Genomic DNA, 17,125 nt, shown 5'->3' with positions numbered 1-17,125 from the left:
TGGAATCGGATATCGCTGGTCGTGGCCGGTCTCCTGGCTGATGGGCTTGTCACGCAGCACGATCTGCCTTCCCAGGGCTTGTCGCTCGATGCCCCAGTGGCTCCCCGGCTGGATTGCTGGAGAACGATCGCGTGCTACCCGATCACAGTGGCGAGGGCCGCACCGGTCTTGCACCGGTTTCCCGTCCACCACGACGACTCGACCCTAGCAGCGTGGCGCTGGCCGATACCCGGCCCGAGAGCTGCAGAAGCCTATGGAACTCAACTCCTGGCGCTGGTTCCGGGCACTAGTTGTTGCGATTCGTAGGCTTATGCTGGCGCGGCACTGCCAGGCAAGACTGGCCGTCGGCGCCCGGACGTAGGCTGCACCCATGCCCGAGCACACCGCCACGCTGCGCGACAACACCCTCACCCTCGCCCGCGACTACGCCGCCCAGGACGACACCCTCTGGACCTTCCTCACCGAAGCTCCGCTGCTGATGCAATGGTCACCCGTCAACCCCGACCGCGACCTCACCACCCCCGGCCCCGCCGAGACCCGCGAGACTCCTGACGACGAGCCCATCGACACCACCGTCCAGGCCGTGTCAGCACCGCATGAACTCGCCCACGCATGGGGCGACGACACCCTCGAATGGAGCATCACCCCCACCCTCGAAGGCGCCACCCTCACGCTTGCCCACCACCTGAACGACGCCAGCCCGGCCGAGGCCGCCCACGTCGCCACCGCCTGGCACCTGTGCCTCGACGACCTCGCCGCAGCGCTCGGTATCACCATCCCGGACTCGGACCCAGACGCGCTGCTCGAGCGCTACCAGCACGAGATCGGCGGTGCGTAGGACGCCGGACGACACCCTCACGGCGCGAGATATGCGCATTTCAGACGCTGCGCCCGCGAACTCCCGATCTAGCACTACAGTCTTTGTGGACCACCAGATCTAGGCGCCAAGCGCAGGAGGCACCGATGCCCAAGACCGTCCCGGAACCCTTGCGTGATCCCAAGAACGATCATCTGCTTACCCCCAGCAACTGCGTCGTCGTGCTCATCGACTACCAGCCCGGCCAGTACTCCACCATCACGTCCTCGACCAGGGAAGAGATCGACCTCAACGTCATCGCCCTGTGCAAGCTCGCGACCGCGTACGACGTGCCGGTCATCGTCTCCACCGTCGGAGTCGATCTTGGCCGCAACGAGGGCACCAATCCGACGATCCTCGCAGAGCTCCCCGGCGTGACCGAGATCGATAGGACCGGGGTGAACGCCTGGGAGGACACGGAGTTCCGCGAAGCCGTCGAAGCCACGGGCCGGCGCAAGGTCGTCATCGCTGGACTGTGGACCGAAGTGTGCCTCACCTTCCCCACCTTGGACATGCTCGCCGAGGGCTACGAGGTCTACCCGGTGGCGGACGCTGTCGGCGGGATCTCGCCCACGGCCCACAATCGCGCTTTCGATCGCATGATCTCGGCCGGAGCGCGCCCGGTCAACGCGATTTCCTTCGGCAGCGAGCTGATGCGCAACTGGGCCCGGCCGGACGCGGACAACCTGCGCAAAGTATTGCAATGGTACTTCCCCGAGCGTGAGCGGCTTGGCCTCGCCTAGCGCACATTGATCGCTGCGGGGGCGCTAGCCCGCGCGGCGCCGCAAACGCGATAGAAACTGCGGAAAACCCAGGTCGGCTTCTATCGCGTTTGACGGTATCCGGTGCTATTGCCCTCGAGGGCCGCTCTCGGACACCCGAGGTCCAGGGCCGGTACCTGACCCCCTGCGGCCGCCCCCGCTAGCCCGCGCTGGTGGGGTGCGCGGTATCGCTGCCGGTGGCGTGGCGCACGAACCCGCCGATGTCGTCGATGGCACGGGTGGCGGCGCGCAGCAGGCCGCTGTGCAGGTGCACCACGTGCCAGAGCCCGTCGAGGACGGTGAGGGTCACGTCGACGCCCGCTTCCCGCGCGTGGGCGGCGAGGCGCTTGGCGTCGTGGAGGAGGATCTCGTCGCTGCCCACATGGATCAGGATGGGGGGCAGTCCCGCGAGGTTGGCACGGAGGGGGTCGAGCTCGTCGGTGAGGGTCCCGCCAGCGATGTAGCGACGCGCGCATTCCCGCAGCCAGGGGGCAGTGAGCATGGGATCGCGGGTCTCGCTGAGATCGGAGACGCTGAGGTCTACCCAGGGCGAGATGAGGACGAGCGCGGCTGGCATGGGTGCCTCGGAGGCGCGCAGCCGAAGCGCGGTGGCGAGCGCGAGCCCGCCGCCCGCGGAATCGCCGGCTATGACGACGCGGCCGGGCGGGATGCCGTCGGCGAGCAATGCCCCATAGGCCGCTACGGCATCCTCCACCGCGGCCGGGTAGGGGTCCTCGGGCGCGAGGCGATAGTCCAGCATGGCTACGGCGGCGCGGGCGGATCGAGCCAGGTACGCGGCGATCGGGCGGTGGGTGGCCGGCGAACCGACGGTGTAGCCACCGCCATGCAAGTACAGCACCACGGTCCCCGGGTCGGAGGTGGTGTGCGTGATCTGCTCGGCACTGCGGCTGCCCAGCGAGATGGTCCGGCGCGTGATGCCGCCTGGCCGCGCCGAGATGAGCGAGGCGCCAGCAATGAGGTGGCGTTGCAGCCGGAGGGGCATCCGGGCCGAGAGGATCGGCCGGACCGCGGTACGCACCGCGAGCCGCATCACCGCTGGATCGACCTTGGGCATGCTCACCATTCCCTCACGATACGTCCGGAACGGTTGCCCCGGTGCAGTTCTCCCGGACCAATTCCCTCGCGCAGGTTCGCGGCAATGCGGCCCCAGCTCGGCTATCTGGCCCGCCCGCGCGATGATCCCGGAGTAGCGTCGGGGCCATGAGTGGAGTTATCGCCATCAGCGGGGCAACAGGGCAGATCGGCGGCCGGGTCGCCCAGCGGCTCGCCGGATCGGGCGCGCGCCAGCGATTGATCGTCCGTGATCCCGAGAAGGTGAAGCTGCCGGGCGTGGATATCGCTCTCGGCGACTTCGGCCATCCCGATACGATCCGCCAGGCCCTCGACGGCGTGGACACGTTCTTCTTCGTCTCCGCGCCGGAGACCCGCGATCGCGCCGAGGTGCAGCGCCGGGTCGTCGAGGCCGCCGCCGAGGCAGGGGTGCGCCGCATCGTGTACGTGTCATTCGTCTCGGCCGCGCCGGAATGCACGTTCACGTTCGGGCGGGATCACTGGCATACCGAGCAGGCGATCCGCGCCGCCGGGGTGGACTTCACCTTCCTGCGCGACAACCTCTACCAGGACGTCATTCCCTTGTTCGCCGGGGAGGACGGCATGATCCGTGGGCCAGCCGGCGATGGCAAGATCGGCGCGGTCACCCGTGATGACGTCGCGGATGTCGCTGCGGCAGTGCTCACCCAGGACGGGCACGACGGCGAGTCCTATGACGTCACCGGCCCGCGCGCGTTCACCCTCCACGAGGCGGCCGAGATGATCACTACCATCACCGGCAAGCACACCACTTACTATGCCGAGAGCCTCGACGAGGCCTACGCCTCGCGCGAGCGCTTCGACGCCGAGAACTGGGAGATCGACGGCTGGGTCACTTCCTACGCTGCCGCCGCCACCGGAGAGCTCGACATCGTCACTGATGTGGTGCAGCGCATCGCCGGGCACCCGGCCACCGATTTCCGGGACTTCCTCGCCACGTGATCACCCCCGGCTTGTGCCATGATCTCCGCATGGCCGCGCTAATCACTGACCTCAGCGACCGCTACGCCTGGGCTGTCGCGCGCCACGTGCCCGCGGCACTGCGCGCCGACATCGATTCGGACGTCCGCGCCCTGATCGAGTCGGCCATCGCACGGCAGGATGAGCGCGACCCGATCAAGGCCGAGCATGATGCCCTCGTCGAGCTCGGTGACCCGCACCGGCTGGCTGCCGAGTACACCGGGGCGCCGCAGCACCTCATCGGGCCCGCCTTCTACTTCGACTACCTCCGGCTCATCAAGCTGCTCGGCGCGATCGTGCTGCCGATAGCCGCGCTCGCCATCAGCATTCCCCAGATCCTCGCCACCCCGGATGACTACCTCGCTGTTCTCGCGGGCACGGCCTGGGGAACCGCGATGGTCGCGATCCAGCTGCTCTTCTGGACCACCCTGGTGTTCGTGCTCCTGGATCGGCATGCCTCCCGATCACGAGATATGCGCTGGCGGCCTGAGCAACTGCCCCGGAGCGGCGCTTCCAGCCAGCGTGCTGACGCAGCGTTCTCCATCATCGCCATGGCAGCGCTGATCGTTTTCCTTGTGTGGCAGCAGCTTGCTCGCGAGATCCCGTTCGTGGATCCGGCGCTGTGGCGGGCATGGCTGCCGATCATCCTGGTGCTTGCCGCCGCCATGCTGGTCCTGCACGTCCTGCGGCTCGCGCGCGGCACGTGGACGATACCGCTGGCCGTCGCTCACATGCTCGCGGACATCGCGCTGCTCGCCACCCTCGTGCACGCCGCCTCCCGTAGCAGCCTCCTCAATCCTGCCTATATGGAGCAGGCCGGCGTGCCCCAGGCCAGCCCGTGGATCATCGTCACCCTCATCGGCGCGTTCGTCATCGGCGACGCCATCAGCATCATCGCTGACCTGCGCCGCAGCAGGCCCGCGCGCGCCGCCGCCCACCCGACAGAGCAAAGGCAAAGCCATGACCAGCACCCCATCTAGAAGCGTTGTCATCACCGGAGCTAACGGAGGTATCGGCCTCGCCACCGCGATCGAGCTCGCCCAGCATGGCTTCGACGTCATCGGTACCGTTCGCACCGAGGCCGCCGCGGATACCGTTCTCGATGCCGCGGACCAGGCCAACGTGCGGATCCGCACTATCGAGTGCGACGTCACCGACGACGAGCAGGCCCGTGATGCGTTCGACCGCATCAACCTGCTCACCGATGGCGGGCCCTGGGCGCTTGTCAATAATGCGGGAATCGCCCAGCCAGGTGCTATCGAGGATGTGTCCGGCGACCTCGCGGAGCGGCAGCTCGCGATCAACGTCCTGGCTCCGGCCCGCCTCATGCGTCTCGTCATGCCCGCGATGCGCGAGCGCGGGGACGGACGCATCATCAACATTTCCTCGATGTCCGGACGCGTCGCGCCGCCCTTGATCGGGTGGTACTCCGCCAGCAAGTACGCGCTCGAGGCCATCTCCGACGCCGCCCGCCGGGAGGTCGCGTCATTTGGCATCAAGGTCGTGCTCATCGAGCCCGGCAGCTACGGCACCGGCGTCTGGAGCACCGCGATGGCGCAGTTGCCCGACCGCGAATCATCCGCCTACCGCGACTCCTACGACCTCGCTGACCGTGTCGAGCAGCAGTCCGCGAGCTATCCGACGCCCACTCCCGTCGCCCGCGCTGTCCGCAAGGCGCTGACCAGCAAGCATCCCCGCGCCCGGTACCTCGTCGGCACGGATGCCGTGGGTGCTGTCCTCCTCGATGCCGTCGTGCCCACGGCTGTCAGCGACTACGCGATGCGCCTTGGGACGGGCCTGGCCCGCGCCCCGAAGCCGTTCGACCGGGTCGTCGACGGCATCGTCAAGCGCGTGCTCTAGGCGGCGGGCAGTCGGCAGCGGGAATCTGCGAGTGAAAGTCAACAGATCGTTCCCCGAAATCGGACATCTGTTGACTCTTGCTCGCAGATCCGGCGGTGGGGCGCTCCGCGCGCCCGGCTAGCGATCGGGATGGTCGATGTCGGCTCCGGTGGCGAGGTCGCCGCATTCGACGCCGAGCACGTGCTGGCCGCGCAGGTAGTGGCGCGCCCCAGCATCGGAAGCACCATCCTCCGCAAGGCTGGCGAGCAGTGGTTGCCAGTGGTCGCGGCCGATGATGACAGGGTGCCCGGGCCGCCCCTGGAAGAGGGCGCGGGTGATGCCCCAGGAGCCGGGGTGGTTGTCGATGAGCCGGGCGAGCACCGCGGGCCCGACGTCGGGTGTGTCAATTGTGTGTAAAACGATGCTGCCGCTTTCGCCGTTTTCACTGGTGAGGGCGGTCACTGCGGTGATGGAAGCGTGCACGGTGGCACTGAGCCCGGTGCGCCAGGCGGGGACGTGGATCTCGGTGGTCCCGGGTGGCAGGGATGGCCGCGCTGCTCCGGTGGCGACGAAGACGTGCGTGCAGCCTCCTTCCTGCAGCGTTGTGGCGGCGGTGCGGAGCCAGTCGCCGTCGTGGGCGAGGATCTTGGGCTGGCCGTAGCGGCTACCGGCACCCGCGGCGAGGACGATGCCGGTGCAGGAGTGCGGCATGGCGGCGTCCCTTTCTCGTCCGTGCGCGGCGCGCGGTGTGGTTTCCCGTGAAACCTTGAGGCAATACTGCCTGCTCAGGCTGATGCCATGTCCATTGTTGCGTCATTGCGCCGCGAGCACTCGCGGCCTGCTGCCCGGCGGCACCCTGTTGATGAGGTCTTGCCGGTCCGGGTGCTCGCGGTGCTGGGCGCGCAGCATGTCGTGGCGTTCTACGCGGGCGCGGTGCTGGTGCCATTGCTGATCGCGATGGCGATCGGGCTGGACGGCGAGGCCCTGACGATGCTGATCATGGCGGACCTGTTCACCTGCGGGGTGGCGTCGATCCTGCAGGCGGTGGGGGTGCTGCGCATCGGGGTGCGGCTGCCGCTGGTGCAAGGGGTGACGTTCGCGAGCCTGGCGCCGGTCATCAAGATCGCCAACGACAACGGCGGGGGCCGCGAGGGCCTGCTGCATGTCTACGGCGCAGTGATCGTGGCCGGTGTGTTCACCTTCTTGATCGCTCCGTACTTCGCGCGGCTGGTGCGGTTCTTCCCGCCCGTGGTGACGGGCTCGGTGATCCTGATCATCGGGGTGTCGTTGCTGCCGGTGGGAATCGGGAACGCGATCACGAGCCCGGTGACGGGGCTGCCCGACCCGGGAAATGGCCGGTGGATGGCGTACGCGCTGGGCACGATCGCGCTGATCGTCCTGCTGCGCCGAGTGTTCCGCGGCTTCCTGGGAACCATCGCGGTGCTGCTCGGGCTGGTCGTGGGCACCACAGTGGCGTGGCTGCTCGGCGATACGCGCTTCGACGAGGTCAGGGATGCTGCCTGGGTGGGGTTCGTGCCACCGTTCGCGTTCGGCTGGCCGCAGTTCGGGGCGGTGGCGATCGTTTCGATGATCATCGTCCTGATGATCACCTCGGTGGAGTCGACGGGCTCGGTGCTCGCGGCGGGCGAGATCGTGGGCAAGCGCATCGGCCGCCAGGACATCGCGGCAGCGTTGCGCGCGGATGGCGTGGCCACGGTGGTGGGCGGCTCGTTCAACTCGTTCCCGTACACGGCTTTCAACCAGAATGTCGGCCTCGTGCGGCTCACGGGTGTGAAGTCGCGCTGGGTGGTCGCGGCGGCCGGGGTGATCATGATCCTGCTGGGCTTGTTCCCCAAGGCAGCGCAGGTGGTGGAGTCCATTCCGGCTCCAGTGCTCGGCGGGGCGTCGATCACGTTGTTCGCGTCGGTGGCGATCGTGGGAATCCAGACGCTCGCGAAGGTCGACTTCACGGACCAGCGCAACCTCATCATCGCCGGTACGGCTCTTGGCCTGGCCTTGTACGTGGAGGAGGGGCAGACGCGCCGCGAGTCCGGCGGCGTGGTCATCCCGGGCGTGGAGACGGCCGTGCCGGGCTGGCTGGAGATCCTGTTCACCACGGGCATCACGATGGGCGCGATCGCCGCGATCGTGCTGAACATCGTGTTCTTCCACATCGGGCGGCGCGGGCAGGCGGTAGCGGGGGGCGGCGAGATCACGCTCGCCGATGTCAATCGCATGGATGAGGAGCAGTTCCACGCGACGTTCGGTCCGCTGGTGCATGGCACATGGTGGGTCACGCGGCGGGCCTTCGGCCAAGCACCCTTCGCGGACGCGCATGACCTGCGGGCAGCGTTCCAGGAGGCGATGCTGATGGCCTCGGACGCGGAGAAGCTGGAGCTGCTGCGGGCATTCCCTGATCTCGGCGCCGAGGATGAGACGGGCACACCGATCGCGGCGGACCACGTGGCGTTGTCCACGCTGCAGCAGGGCGAGCACCTGGCAGTGGTGAAGCTGGCGACGGCGTACCGGATGCACTTTGGATTCCCGCTGATCATTTGTGCCCGCGAGATCGACCGTTTTGATGCGGTGCTGCGCACGGGAGCGTCACGCTTGGACAACCAGCCCGCGAGCGAGCGCGCGTTCGCTCTTGTGGAGGTGGCCAAGATTATGAACTACAGGTTTGATGATCTCGTGGCGGAGGCTAATCCGGTGACCGATTCGTACCTGGCGCGGCTGGAGTCGCTGCGGTGACGGTGGGCGCGATGTCCCTGGCCGCGTTCAATGACGCGGACAAGGATGCTGCGGCGCGCTTCCTGGCCCAGGCCTGCGAGGCGCCGCACTGGGCACGGCGCGTGGTGGCGCTCCGGCCGTTCGCCAGCGTCGAGGAATTGTGCGAGCAGGCCGTGGCGGAGCTCGCGGCAACCGATGATGCTGATCTTCGCGCGGGGCTCGCCGGGCATCCACGCATCGGTGATCGTGTGGGGGAGGGGCGCTCGGCGGCGGAGCAATCCCGGGTCGCGGCTGCCGGTGAGGCGGTGCGGGCACGCCTGGTCGAGGCGAACCGTCGCTACGAGGAGCGGTTCGGGCACGTGTACCTGGTGTTCGCGCACGGGCGTAGTGCCGAGGAGCTGCTCGCGGTGCTCGAGGGGCGGCTGGGCAATGATCCCGGCGTGGAGTGGCGCGTGGCGCGCGAGGAACTGTGCCGGATCACGGCGTTCCGGCTCGCGGCGATGCTGGGCACGGAAAGCTAGCAATCTCGCAGGAAGGAAGCGGCATGGGGATCGTGTTGGGGCCGAACCAGTACGGCAAGGCGGAGAACCGCGTGGTGCGCATCTATCGGGACTCGCCGCGCCATGGCATCCGCGATATGACGGTCTCCACGGCGCTGCGTGGTGATTTCGCCATCGCGCACACCGAGGGCGATCAGTCGCCCGTGCTGCCGACCGATACGCAGAAACAGACGGTGTATGCGTATGCGCGGACGCATTGCGAGGGCAGCATCGAGGAGTATGGGCTGGCCCTGGCCCGGCATTTCGTCGATGACGTGGAGCCCGTGCAGGGGTCGCGCATCGAGATCGAGGAGCTCGGGTGGGAGCGGGTCCCGGTGGGGGAGGGTGGCCATGACCATGCGTGGACGCGCACGGGGCCCGAGATCCGTACGGCGGCGGTGACGGTGTCGGGATCTGGCGGGGAACGCCACGAGCATGTGATCGGTGGCATCAAGGACCTGGTTCTGCTCAAGTCGACGGGTTCGGAGTTCCGGGGCTTCCTCGAGGATGAGTTCACGGTTCTCGAGCCGACGGATGATCGCGTGATGGCCACCTCTTTGGTGGCGCAGTGGCGGTTCGCTGGCGCGGATGTGGCGTGGGACGAGGCGTACGCCGCGATCCGGCAGATCATCGTCGAGACGTTCGCGACGCAGCACTCGAAGGCGCTGCAGCAGACGCTCTATGCGATCGGGCGCCGGATCCTGGAAGCCCGCCCGGAGGTGGTGGAGGTGCGCATGTCCGCGCCGAACAAGCATCACTTCGTGTATGACCTGGCGAGGTTTGGCATCGAGAACAACAACGAGGTCTTCCACGCCGACGACCGGCCCTACGGGCTGATCCAGGCGACGGTGGCGCGCGACGATGCTCCTGCCGCGGGCGATGCGTGGGTGCCGCAGCTGGCGTGGCTGAAGTAGTCGGGCAAGCGGAGCGCGATCGTTGCGCGTTCTGGGGCAAATTCGGGTGGTCACAGTGTATTTTTGCTGGCAGAGATGTTGTGTAAACAAACAGTGACACCGTAGTTACTTCTGTCACTCTAGTGGCGTGGCACCTATCGTCATGACGTCACTTTCCCGTACAACAGTCATAACGTTGAGGTATCAACGACTGTTGAAACGGGGGTAGGTCATGACGCGCGACACCATCGCCATACCAGGCGTCGGCCAGCTCCTCGGCAACGAGGAACTGCTGTTCGTCGTGGTCACTGGGGGCTTCGGGCTGTTCCTCCTGCTCGCCGGCTCCGCCCTTGCCCTCCATATCGGCCGGACCACCAGGGCACGGACCCACGCCCACCTCGCGCCACCCCGGTCAGCAACGGGCAACCATCACGCGGCCGAGACCCGCGCGCCCCGCACCAGCACCTCCGAGATCGCTGGCTCGCGCAATGCCATCATCACGGCGAACACCAGCGAGTCCGGGTCCGAGGCGGCCGCGACCGATCGAGCCAGTGGTGGCCACGAGGAAGGATCCACCACCAGGAAGTCCGCGTCCTTGCCCGCATCGAGATTGCCGAAGGCGTCCTCCATGTCGAGTGCTCTCGCCCCGGCCAAGGTGGAGCTGAACAGCAACGCCGCGGGCTCCAGGGAGACCGCGCGATCAGCGCTCGCGCACATGTGGACCTTGAAGCAATCGTTGGCGACCCGGCTCACCAGCCACTCGTCGCCCGCGCCCACGTCCGAGCCGAGCGCCACCGTGATCCCGCGCGCTGCCATCCGCTTCCATGGCATCGTCCCCGAGCCCAGGAACAGCTGCGAGGTGGGGCAATGGGCGACCGAGGCGCGCGTCTCCGCGATGCGATCCAGCTCGCTCTCGCTGCAGTGAACCGCGTGGGCGAGAATGCTGCGCCGCCCCAGCAGCGACTCACCCGCTAGCCCGCCGCCTGGACCGAACCGGCCGTCATAGGTATCGAGGTACGAGCCCGTGCCGAAGTCGCGCAGCACCGAATCGATCTCGCCCACCCCCGGTGCATCGTTCTCGCTGAGATGCGTGTGGAAGTACACCCCGTCCTCGCGATGTTGCCGATGAAGCTCGCCCATCCAGCGGAATGACCTCCGCGTCACCGACAGCGCGAACCGGGGCACCAGCGCCACCTGCAGCATCGCCCGATCCGGCCGACCAGGAGCGTCCGCGCAATGCCAGCGGGCAATCTCCGCCCGGCACAAGCGCTCCGCCTCCTCCTCCGAGGTGATCAATGGCCCGGCCGAGGCTGGACCACGCGTCTGCACCCCGCGGCCGCTCACCACCCGCAGCCCTGCCCGCGATGTCTCCTCGAACAACGCGTCCTGCGCCACCGGGAACGCCGAGCCGAACACCATCGCTGCCGTCGTTCCCGCCGCGATGCGCGCCGCGCAGAACTCCCGCGCCGCCTCCCGCGCGAAGCCAGCATCGGCGAAGCGGGCCTCGGCCGGGAACACGCACCGATCAAGCCAGCTCAGCAACGTGCCGCCGCCATGCGCGTCCGTGGTGTAGACCTGCGGAAAATGGATATGCGCGTCGACGAAGCCGGGCAGCAGCAGGCAGCCACGCCGATCCACTACCGTCGCCCCAGCGAGATCGGGCGGAACCTCGCCGAACGGGCCCGAGTAGGCGATCCGACCGTCATCGTCCACGACAAGCGCGCCATCTGGCTCGCTGACCAGGGCTTCCCGCGCGCCATCAACATCGGGCCTACCGGCGATATGCAGCACATGACCTCGGTACAGGAGCACGAGGCACACTCTTGCACACCAAGATGACGACCTTTGCGCCCGGAACGACACCAGTGTGTAATGCGGGATCACTACATTCACAGGTATGTCGGTGACCAAAGTAATTCGCAACGCGCACATCGTCACCATGGACGAGCAGCGGCGAGAGCTCACCGGCAGCGTTGTCATCGAGGGCAACCGCATCACCTCTGTGGGCGACGAGCCCGCCGACCTGCCCGAGCGCGCCACCATCATCGACGGCCGCGGCTGCCTGCTCACCCCGGGGCTCGTCAACACCCACCACCACCTCTACCAGTGGATCACCCGCGGCCACGCCGCTGAACTCGACCTGTTCAACTGGCTCGTCACCCTCTACCCCCGCTGGTCCGAGCTCACCCGCGATACCGCCTACACCGCAGCGATCGCCTCCCTCGTCCGGCTCGCCGCCACCGGCTGCACCACCACCACCGACCACCACTACGTCTTTCCCCTCACCGGTGACAAGGGAGCCCGCGCCGACATGCTCGGCAGCGAGATCACCGCTGCCGCCGCGATCGGCATGCGCTTCCACCCCACCCGCGGCTCCATGGATCTCGGCCGCTCCCAGGGGGGCCTGCCCCCTGACTCGCTCGTCGAGCCACTCCGCGACATCCTTGCCGCCAGCGAGAAAGCGCTCACCGAATGGCATGACGCCTCGCCCGGATCCATGCTCCGTATCGGGCTCGCGCCCTGCTCCCCGTTCTCCGCGAGCGCCGACCTGATGCGCGAGACCGCGGCGCTCGCCCGCGAATATGGTGCTCGCCTCCACACCCACCTCGCCGAGACGCGCGAGGAAGTCGCGTTCTGCCACCAGAACCTTGGCGGCAGCCCCCTCGACTACGTCGCCGAGCTTGGCTGGACCGGCCCCGATGTCTGGTTCGCGCACGCCGTGCACCTCGAGGACCGCGAGATCGTGCTGCTCGCCGAGACGCGCACCGGAGTCGCGCATTGCCCCACCTCCAATGCCCGCCTCGGAGCTGGCATCGCCCGCCTCCGCGACCTCGTGCGCGCCGGGGTGCCCGTGGGGCTCGGGGTCGATGGCGCAGCGAGCAACGAGGGCACCTCCCTGATCGAGGAGGTCCGCCACGCCCTGCTGTTCGCCCGTGCCCGGGACGGCGCCGCCGCGATCACCGCGCGCCAGGCGCTCGAGCTCGCCACGCTAGGAGGAGCGCGCCTGCTCGGCCGGGCCAACGACATCGGATCCATCGAGGAGGGGAAGCTCGCCGACCTCGCGCTCTGGCGGATGGACACCCTGTCCCACTCTGGCATCGACGATCCGGTCGTCGCGCTCGTCATGGGCGCGGCGCCCCCGCTCGAGCGCCTGATCGTCGACGGGCGCATCATCGTCGAGAAGGGGGAAGTCACCACAGTGGATGCCGAGAAGGCGGCCAAGGTCGTGCTCACCGCCCAGCTCGTCATGGCCCGCGGGCACAACGGATAGGCCAGCTCGTGGACCTGCACAGCATCGACACCATCGTCGAGCCCCGCGCGCGGCACGAGCTTCCTCCGCCCGCGCTGCGCGACAGCATCCTCGCCGGGGGGACGTGGTTGTACAGCGAGCCCCAGCCAGGCACCAACCGTTTGATCGACATCACCGCGCTCGGCTGGCCACCGCTCACGATCGCCGAGAATGGCCTCGACATCGCCGCCACCTGCACCATCGAGCAGCTCATCGAAGTGCCCTACCCCTCGGCCTGGACCGCCACCAGCCTGTTCCGGGAGTGCGCGGACGCCCTCGTCGCGTCCTTCAAGATCTGGGCCTCGGCCACCGTTGGCGGCAATATCTGCCTCGCTCTGCCCGCCGGATCGATGATCGCGCTCGCCGCGGCCCTCGATGCCACCCTCACCATTTGGCGGCCCGACGGCACCGACCGCACCACCACCATCACCGAGCTCGTCACCGGAAACCATTGCACCACCCTTGAGCCTGGCGAGATCCTTCGCTCGATCCATCTGCCCGCGACCGCTCTGCGCCAGGAGGTCTCTCTGCGCCGCATCGCCCAAGCACCTCTCGGTCGCTCCGGGGCGCTGCTCATTGGTCGTGCCACCGAGCATGGCCCGGTGCTCGCCCTCACCGCCGCGACAGACCGCCCCATCATCGTCGGGCCGGGCAGCCCCGCTGACACACGACAGGCCATCGATGAGATCAGCAGTGACCGCTGGTACAGCGACCCGCATGGCACAGCCGATTGGCGCAAACATGTCACCACGCTGCTCGCCGAGGACATCATGGCCGACCTCGCCGTGCGGGAGGAGTGATCATGCACGTCAACGGCCGCGAGATCACCACACCGCCGCTCCCCGGCCAATGCCTGCGCACCTATCTGCGCGAGCACGACCACCACGATGTGAAGAAGGGCTGCGACGCCGGTGACTGCGGCGCCTGCACCGTCCACATCGACGGCAAGCCCCAGCACTCGTGCATCACCCCGGCCCACCGCGTCACCGGCGCAACCATCACCACCCCCGCTGGACTGGGCCAGCCTGGCAGCCTCCACCCCGCGCAGCAGGCCTTCCGCGCCGCCATGGGCTTCCAGTGCGGCTACTGCACCCCCGGCATGATCATGACCGGCGCCGCTCTCACCGATGAGCAGCGCGCGGACCTGCCCCGCGCCATGAAGGGCAACCTCTGCCGCTGCACCGGCTACCGCTCCATCCGCGACGCGCTCGCGGGACGAACCGTTCCCGCCGGAACCACGCTGCCTCCCGCAGCCGATCGCGTTGTCACGGGTACCGAGCCTTTCACCCTCGACACAACTATCCCAGGATTGCTGCACCTGGCGGTCGTGGCTAGCCCCCACCCGCACGCGCGCATCAACAGCATCGACACCACCACCGCGCGCGCCATGCCCGGCGTGGTCGCCATTTTTACCCACGACGACAGCCCGCCGCTGCGGTTCTCCACCGCTCGCCACCATCACTACGTCGACGATCCCGAGGACGCCCGCATCCTCGACGACATAGTCCGGTTCGTGGGCCAGCGCGTGGCGGCCGTCGTCGCCGAGACACCTCGGGACGCGCACCGCGCGGCCGCCGCGATCACCGTCGAGTACACGCTGCTCGAGGCCGTGCACGATCCCGAGCAGGCCACCCAGCCCGGTGCGCCCGTCCTCCATCCCGCGCTAGCCCCGGCCAATATCGTGGCCGAGCTGCACGGCGAGACCGGCAGCATCGCCGAGGGCATCCGGGCAGCGGAGGATGCGGGCGGAGCCGTGGTCCGTGGGACCTGGCGCACGGCCCGCGTGCAGAACGTCCACATGGAGACCCACGCCACCATCGGCTGGATCGATGACGATCAGCGCCTCGTCCTGCGCACCAGCAGCCAGGTGCCGTTCCTCGTGCGCGATGAGCTCGCCCGCATCCTCGACCTGCCCCGCGAACAGGTCCGTGTCCACACCGCGCGTGTTGGCGGCGGCTTCGGTGGCAAGCAGGAAATGTTCACCGAGGACATCGTTGCCCTCGCCGTTCTCCGCACCGGCCGACCTGTCCAGTACGAATACAGCCGCTCCGACGAGTTCGACCGTGCCGCCCACCGCCACCCCATGCGCATCGAGGTCACCGCCGCCGCGGCCCCGGACGGCCAGCTCACCGCGCTTGCGGTCGATGTCCTCTCCGATGCGGGTGCTTATGGCAATCACTCGCCGGGCGTAATGTTCCACGGCTGCAGCGAATCGGTTGCCCAGTACCGGTGCGCCAATAAGCGCGTCGACGCCCGCGCCGTCTACACCAACAACCCGCCCTCGGGTGCCTTCCGTGGATATGGGCTCGGGCAGCTCATGTTCGCCATCGAGCAAGCGCTCGATGACCTCGCCCGCCGGGTTGGTATCTCCCCGTTCGACCTGCGCCGCCGCAATGTGGTGGTCCCCGGCGATCCGTTCGTCGACGCCGCGCCGCATGACGACGACCTCACCTTCGGCAGCTATGGCCTTGACCAATGCCTTGACCTCGCCGAGGCAGCCATCGCCCGAGGGCGGGAGGGATGCGTGCCGACCACACCGCAGGAGCGAGTGGGGGAGGGCATGGCGATCGCCATGATCGCGACCATCCCGCCGCGTGGGCACATCTCCGATGCCAGCGTCACCCTCGAGCGCGATGCCACTGTCACCGTGCGGGTGGGTACCGCCGAGTTCGGCAATGGCACCACCACCATCCATGCCCAGCTCGCGGCCCAGGCGCTTGGCATCGAGCCTGGTGCGATACGCATCATCCAGTCCGACACCGACGCCGTTGACCACGACACCGGGGCATTCGGCTCCGCCGGGACCGTGGTCGCCGGAAAGGCCGTGCACCAGGCCGCCACCGCGCTCGCCCGCCGCATCGAGCAGTTCAATGGAGGCCTGGCCGCGGTCGCTGCCGAGCACGGACCGCTCACCGAGCATGCCCGCCAGGATGGCACCCCTCGGTCGGTCGCCTTCAATGTCCATGCGTTTCGCGTGGCCGTGGACATCCGCACCGGGGTTGTCCGGATCCTCCAGTCCGTGCACGCCGCCGATGCGGGAACAGTGCTCAACCCCGAGCAGTGCCGCGGCCAGATCGAAGGCGGCATCGCCCAGGGGATCGGCTCCGCGCTCTGGGAGGAAGTGCCCACCGAGGGCGGCGCGAACACCGTCAACACCCTGCGGAACTATCACATCCCCCAGCTTGCCGACATCCCCGACAGCGAGATCTACTTCGCCGACACCTACGACCAGCTCGGCCCTCTCGGTGCGAAATCCATGAGCGAGTCGCCCTACAACCCCGTCGCGCCCGCCCTGGCCAACGCCATCCGTGACGCCGCTGGGGTGCGCCTGCACGAGCAACCGATGAACCCCGCGCGGGTGTGGCGAGCGGTGCAGCGATAGGGGCAGGAGCCAGCTAGATATCGAGATCCCGGCGCATGCACGTCCTGGGCCACTGATCGAGGCCGCGCGCGGTTTCGATCCGCCGGATCTCAGCGAGTCCAGGTGATAGGGCTGACTGCGGGATGCTGGCGAAGCCCAATCGCTCGTAGTAGGGGCCGTTCCAAGGAACGTTCGTGAACGTCGTGAGCGTCAACGCGCGAATACCCTGCCGGCGGGCGGTCTTGCCGATGTGATCAATCAAGCGCCTACCGATTCCCCGTCCCGACTGAGCAGGGTCGACCGACACTTGCTCGATATGCATGGCTCCATCAAGGGGAACCGCCAGGGCATAGGCGACCGGCAGGTCGTTGGCATCGCACCACACCCATGCCTCGTGACGCCTCGCGTGCTCGCGAAGCACCGACAGGGCGAGGGGAGGGTCGTCGGCGACACGGTGCATCCCAATCGCAGCGAACATGCGGCCGGCTGCTCGTTCGATGTCCTGCATCAGTGGCAGGTCGTTCTCCTGCGCGTAGCGGATCACCGCCCCAGGCTAGCGCCCGGCGTCACGGGAGGTCATTCAGGGAAATGCCGCGTGAACAGTGGATTTGTGATTGGGATCGGGGGTGTGTAACTTTCTTGGAGCCAGCCGGTGCGCGGGCCCCGCCGAGAGCGGGGGACGGGCGCCAGGGCGGACCTTGATCGCGGGAGGCGTTGTTGCCTCCCGGGGCGCGGGGATGCTAGTGTGGCTGGCTGTGCCTGGGGGAGCTTCCCCGCCGTGTGGCGG

General features: G+C 68.2%; 15 protein-coding genes and 1 riboswitch. Of the genes, 11 read left to right on the top strand and 4 right to left on the bottom strand.

Annotated features, from left to right (window positions below; all coding sequences use genetic code 11):
* Positions 1-6: 6 nt before the first annotated feature.
* A riboswitch (cobalamin riboswitch) is annotated at positions 7-208 on the bottom strand.
* A gap of 162 nt (positions 209-370) precedes the next feature.
* Positions 371-838 (top strand): SRPBCC domain-containing protein, encoded by a 468-nt coding sequence (locus tag QC765_RS07720; RefSeq protein WP_278313868.1) that lies wholly within the window; start codon positions 371-373, stop codon positions 836-838.
* Between the two features lie 125 nt (positions 839-963).
* The gene (locus tag QC765_RS07715) at positions 964-1,599 is read left to right on the top strand and encodes a hydrolase (protein WP_278313867.1); all 636 of its coding nucleotides are present in this window, start codon (positions 964-966) and stop codon (positions 1,597-1,599) included.
* Between the two features lie 178 nt (positions 1,600-1,777).
* On the opposite strand, the gene QC765_RS07710 is transcribed toward QC765_RS07715, so the two are convergent.
* Entirely contained in the window at positions 1,778-2,701 is a 924-nt protein-coding gene (locus QC765_RS07710) for an alpha/beta hydrolase (protein WP_278313866.1), read from the bottom strand.
* Positions 2,702-2,838: 137 nt separating this feature from the next.
* Between QC765_RS07710 and QC765_RS07705 the strand changes: the two genes are divergently transcribed.
* Genes QC765_RS07705 through QC765_RS07695 form a run of 3 tightly spaced genes read left to right on the top strand, consistent with a single transcriptional unit; the run spans position 2,839 to position 5,547 of the window.
* Entirely contained in the window at positions 2,839-3,669 is an 831-nt protein-coding gene (locus tag QC765_RS07705; protein ID WP_278313865.1) for an SDR family oxidoreductase, read from the top strand.
* A gap of 29 nt (positions 3,670-3,698) precedes the next feature.
* Entirely contained in the window at positions 3,699-4,667 is a 969-nt protein-coding gene (locus QC765_RS07700; protein WP_278313864.1) for a hypothetical protein, read from the top strand.
* Complete coding sequence (locus QC765_RS07695) at positions 4,648-5,547, top strand: SDR family oxidoreductase (protein WP_278313863.1); 900 nt, start codon at positions 4,648-4,650, stop codon at positions 5,545-5,547. Before QC765_RS07700 ends, QC765_RS07695 begins: the two co-directional genes overlap by 20 nt.
* Positions 5,548-5,664: 117 nt before the next feature.
* On the opposite strand, the gene QC765_RS07690 is transcribed toward QC765_RS07695, so the two are convergent.
* The gene (locus tag QC765_RS07690) at positions 5,665-6,237 is read right to left on the bottom strand and encodes a nucleotidyltransferase family protein (RefSeq protein ID WP_278313862.1); all 573 of its coding nucleotides are present in this window, start codon (positions 6,235-6,237) and stop codon (positions 5,665-5,667) included.
* A gap of 87 nt (positions 6,238-6,324) precedes the next feature.
* On the opposite strand from QC765_RS07690, the gene QC765_RS07685 reads away from it, so the two are divergent.
* Genes QC765_RS07685 through pucL form a run of 3 tightly spaced genes read left to right on the top strand, consistent with a single transcriptional unit; the run spans position 6,325 to position 9,709 of the window.
* On the top strand, positions 6,325-8,277 hold the full coding sequence (locus tag QC765_RS07685) for a solute carrier family 23 protein (protein ID WP_278313861.1): 1,953 nt from the start codon (positions 6,325-6,327) through the stop codon (positions 8,275-8,277).
* Positions 8,274-8,777 (top strand): 2-oxo-4-hydroxy-4-carboxy-5-ureidoimidazoline decarboxylase, encoded by a 504-nt coding sequence (uraD, locus tag QC765_RS07680; RefSeq protein ID WP_278313860.1) that lies wholly within the window; start codon positions 8,274-8,276, stop codon positions 8,775-8,777. Before QC765_RS07685 ends, uraD begins: the two co-directional genes overlap by 4 nt.
* Positions 8,778-8,800: 23 nt before the next feature.
* Complete coding sequence (gene pucL, locus QC765_RS07675) at positions 8,801-9,709, top strand: factor-independent urate hydroxylase (protein WP_278313859.1); 909 nt, start codon at positions 8,801-8,803, stop codon at positions 9,707-9,709.
* A 408-nt stretch (positions 9,710-10,117) separates the two neighbouring features.
* Here pucL and QC765_RS07670 read toward each other — a convergent pair whose 3' ends face one another.
* Positions 10,118-11,500, bottom strand: coding sequence for a guanine deaminase (locus QC765_RS07670; protein ID WP_278313858.1), 1,383 nt, complete (start codon positions 11,498-11,500; stop codon positions 10,118-10,120).
* 85 nt (positions 11,501-11,585) lie between these two features.
* Between QC765_RS07670 and QC765_RS07665 the strand changes: the two genes are divergently transcribed.
* The 3 genes from QC765_RS07665 to QC765_RS07655 are packed head-to-tail and all read left to right on the top strand — an operon-like array spanning position 11,586 to position 16,359.
* Positions 11,586-12,959: an 8-oxoguanine deaminase gene (locus tag QC765_RS07665; RefSeq protein ID WP_278313857.1), complete on the top strand. Its 1,374-nt coding sequence runs from the start codon at positions 11,586-11,588 to the stop codon at positions 12,957-12,959.
* Between the two features lie 8 nt (positions 12,960-12,967).
* Entirely contained in the window at positions 12,968-13,777 is an 810-nt protein-coding gene (locus tag QC765_RS07660) for an FAD binding domain-containing protein (RefSeq protein WP_278313856.1), read from the top strand.
* 2 nt (positions 13,778-13,779) lie between these two features.
* Entirely contained in the window at positions 13,780-16,359 is a 2,580-nt protein-coding gene (locus QC765_RS07655; protein WP_278313855.1) for a molybdopterin-dependent oxidoreductase, read from the top strand.
* 13 nt (positions 16,360-16,372) lie between these two features.
* Here the strand turns inward: QC765_RS07655 and QC765_RS07650 are convergent, their stop codons facing one another.
* Entirely contained in the window at positions 16,373-16,882 is a 510-nt protein-coding gene (locus QC765_RS07650) for a GNAT family N-acetyltransferase (protein ID WP_278313854.1), read from the bottom strand.
* Between the last annotated feature and the right edge of the window lie 243 nt (positions 16,883-17,125).

The organism is Hoyosella levis (assembly GCF_026008515.1).
In the GTDB taxonomy this organism is placed as follows: Bacteria; Actinomycetota; Actinomycetes; order Mycobacteriales; family Mycobacteriaceae; genus Lolliginicoccus; species Lolliginicoccus levis.
This window is presented reverse-complemented; position numbering and strand designations above follow the sequence as displayed.

Bases quoted from the DNA above. Each gene is read 5' to 3' on its own strand.
- QC765_RS07720 (WP_278313868.1), top strand. From the start codon at position 371: ATGCCCGAGCACACCGCCACGCTGCGCGACAACACCCTCACCCTCGCC.
- QC765_RS07715 (WP_278313867.1), top strand. From the start codon at position 964: ATGCCCAAGACCGTCCCGGAACCCTTGCGTGATCCCAAGAACGATCAT.
- QC765_RS07710 (WP_278313866.1), bottom strand. From the start codon at position 2,701: ATGGTGAGCATGCCCAAGGTCGATCCAGCGGTGATGCGGCTCGCGGTG.
- QC765_RS07705 (WP_278313865.1), top strand. From the start codon at position 2,839: ATGAGTGGAGTTATCGCCATCAGCGGGGCAACAGGGCAGATCGGCGGC.
- QC765_RS07700 (WP_278313864.1), top strand. From the start codon at position 3,699: ATGGCCGCGCTAATCACTGACCTCAGCGACCGCTACGCCTGGGCTGTC.
- QC765_RS07695 (WP_278313863.1), top strand. From the start codon at position 4,648: ATGACCAGCACCCCATCTAGAAGCGTTGTCATCACCGGAGCTAACGGA.
- QC765_RS07690 (WP_278313862.1), bottom strand. From the start codon at position 6,237: ATGCCGCACTCCTGCACCGGCATCGTCCTCGCCGCGGGTGCCGGTAGC.
- QC765_RS07685 (WP_278313861.1), top strand. From the start codon at position 6,325: ATGTCCATTGTTGCGTCATTGCGCCGCGAGCACTCGCGGCCTGCTGCC.
- pucL (WP_278313859.1), top strand. From the start codon at position 8,801: ATGGGGATCGTGTTGGGGCCGAACCAGTACGGCAAGGCGGAGAACCGC.
- QC765_RS07665 (WP_278313857.1), top strand. From the start codon at position 11,586: ATGTCGGTGACCAAAGTAATTCGCAACGCGCACATCGTCACCATGGAC.
- QC765_RS07655 (WP_278313855.1), top strand. From the start codon at position 13,780: ATGCACGTCAACGGCCGCGAGATCACCACACCGCCGCTCCCCGGCCAA.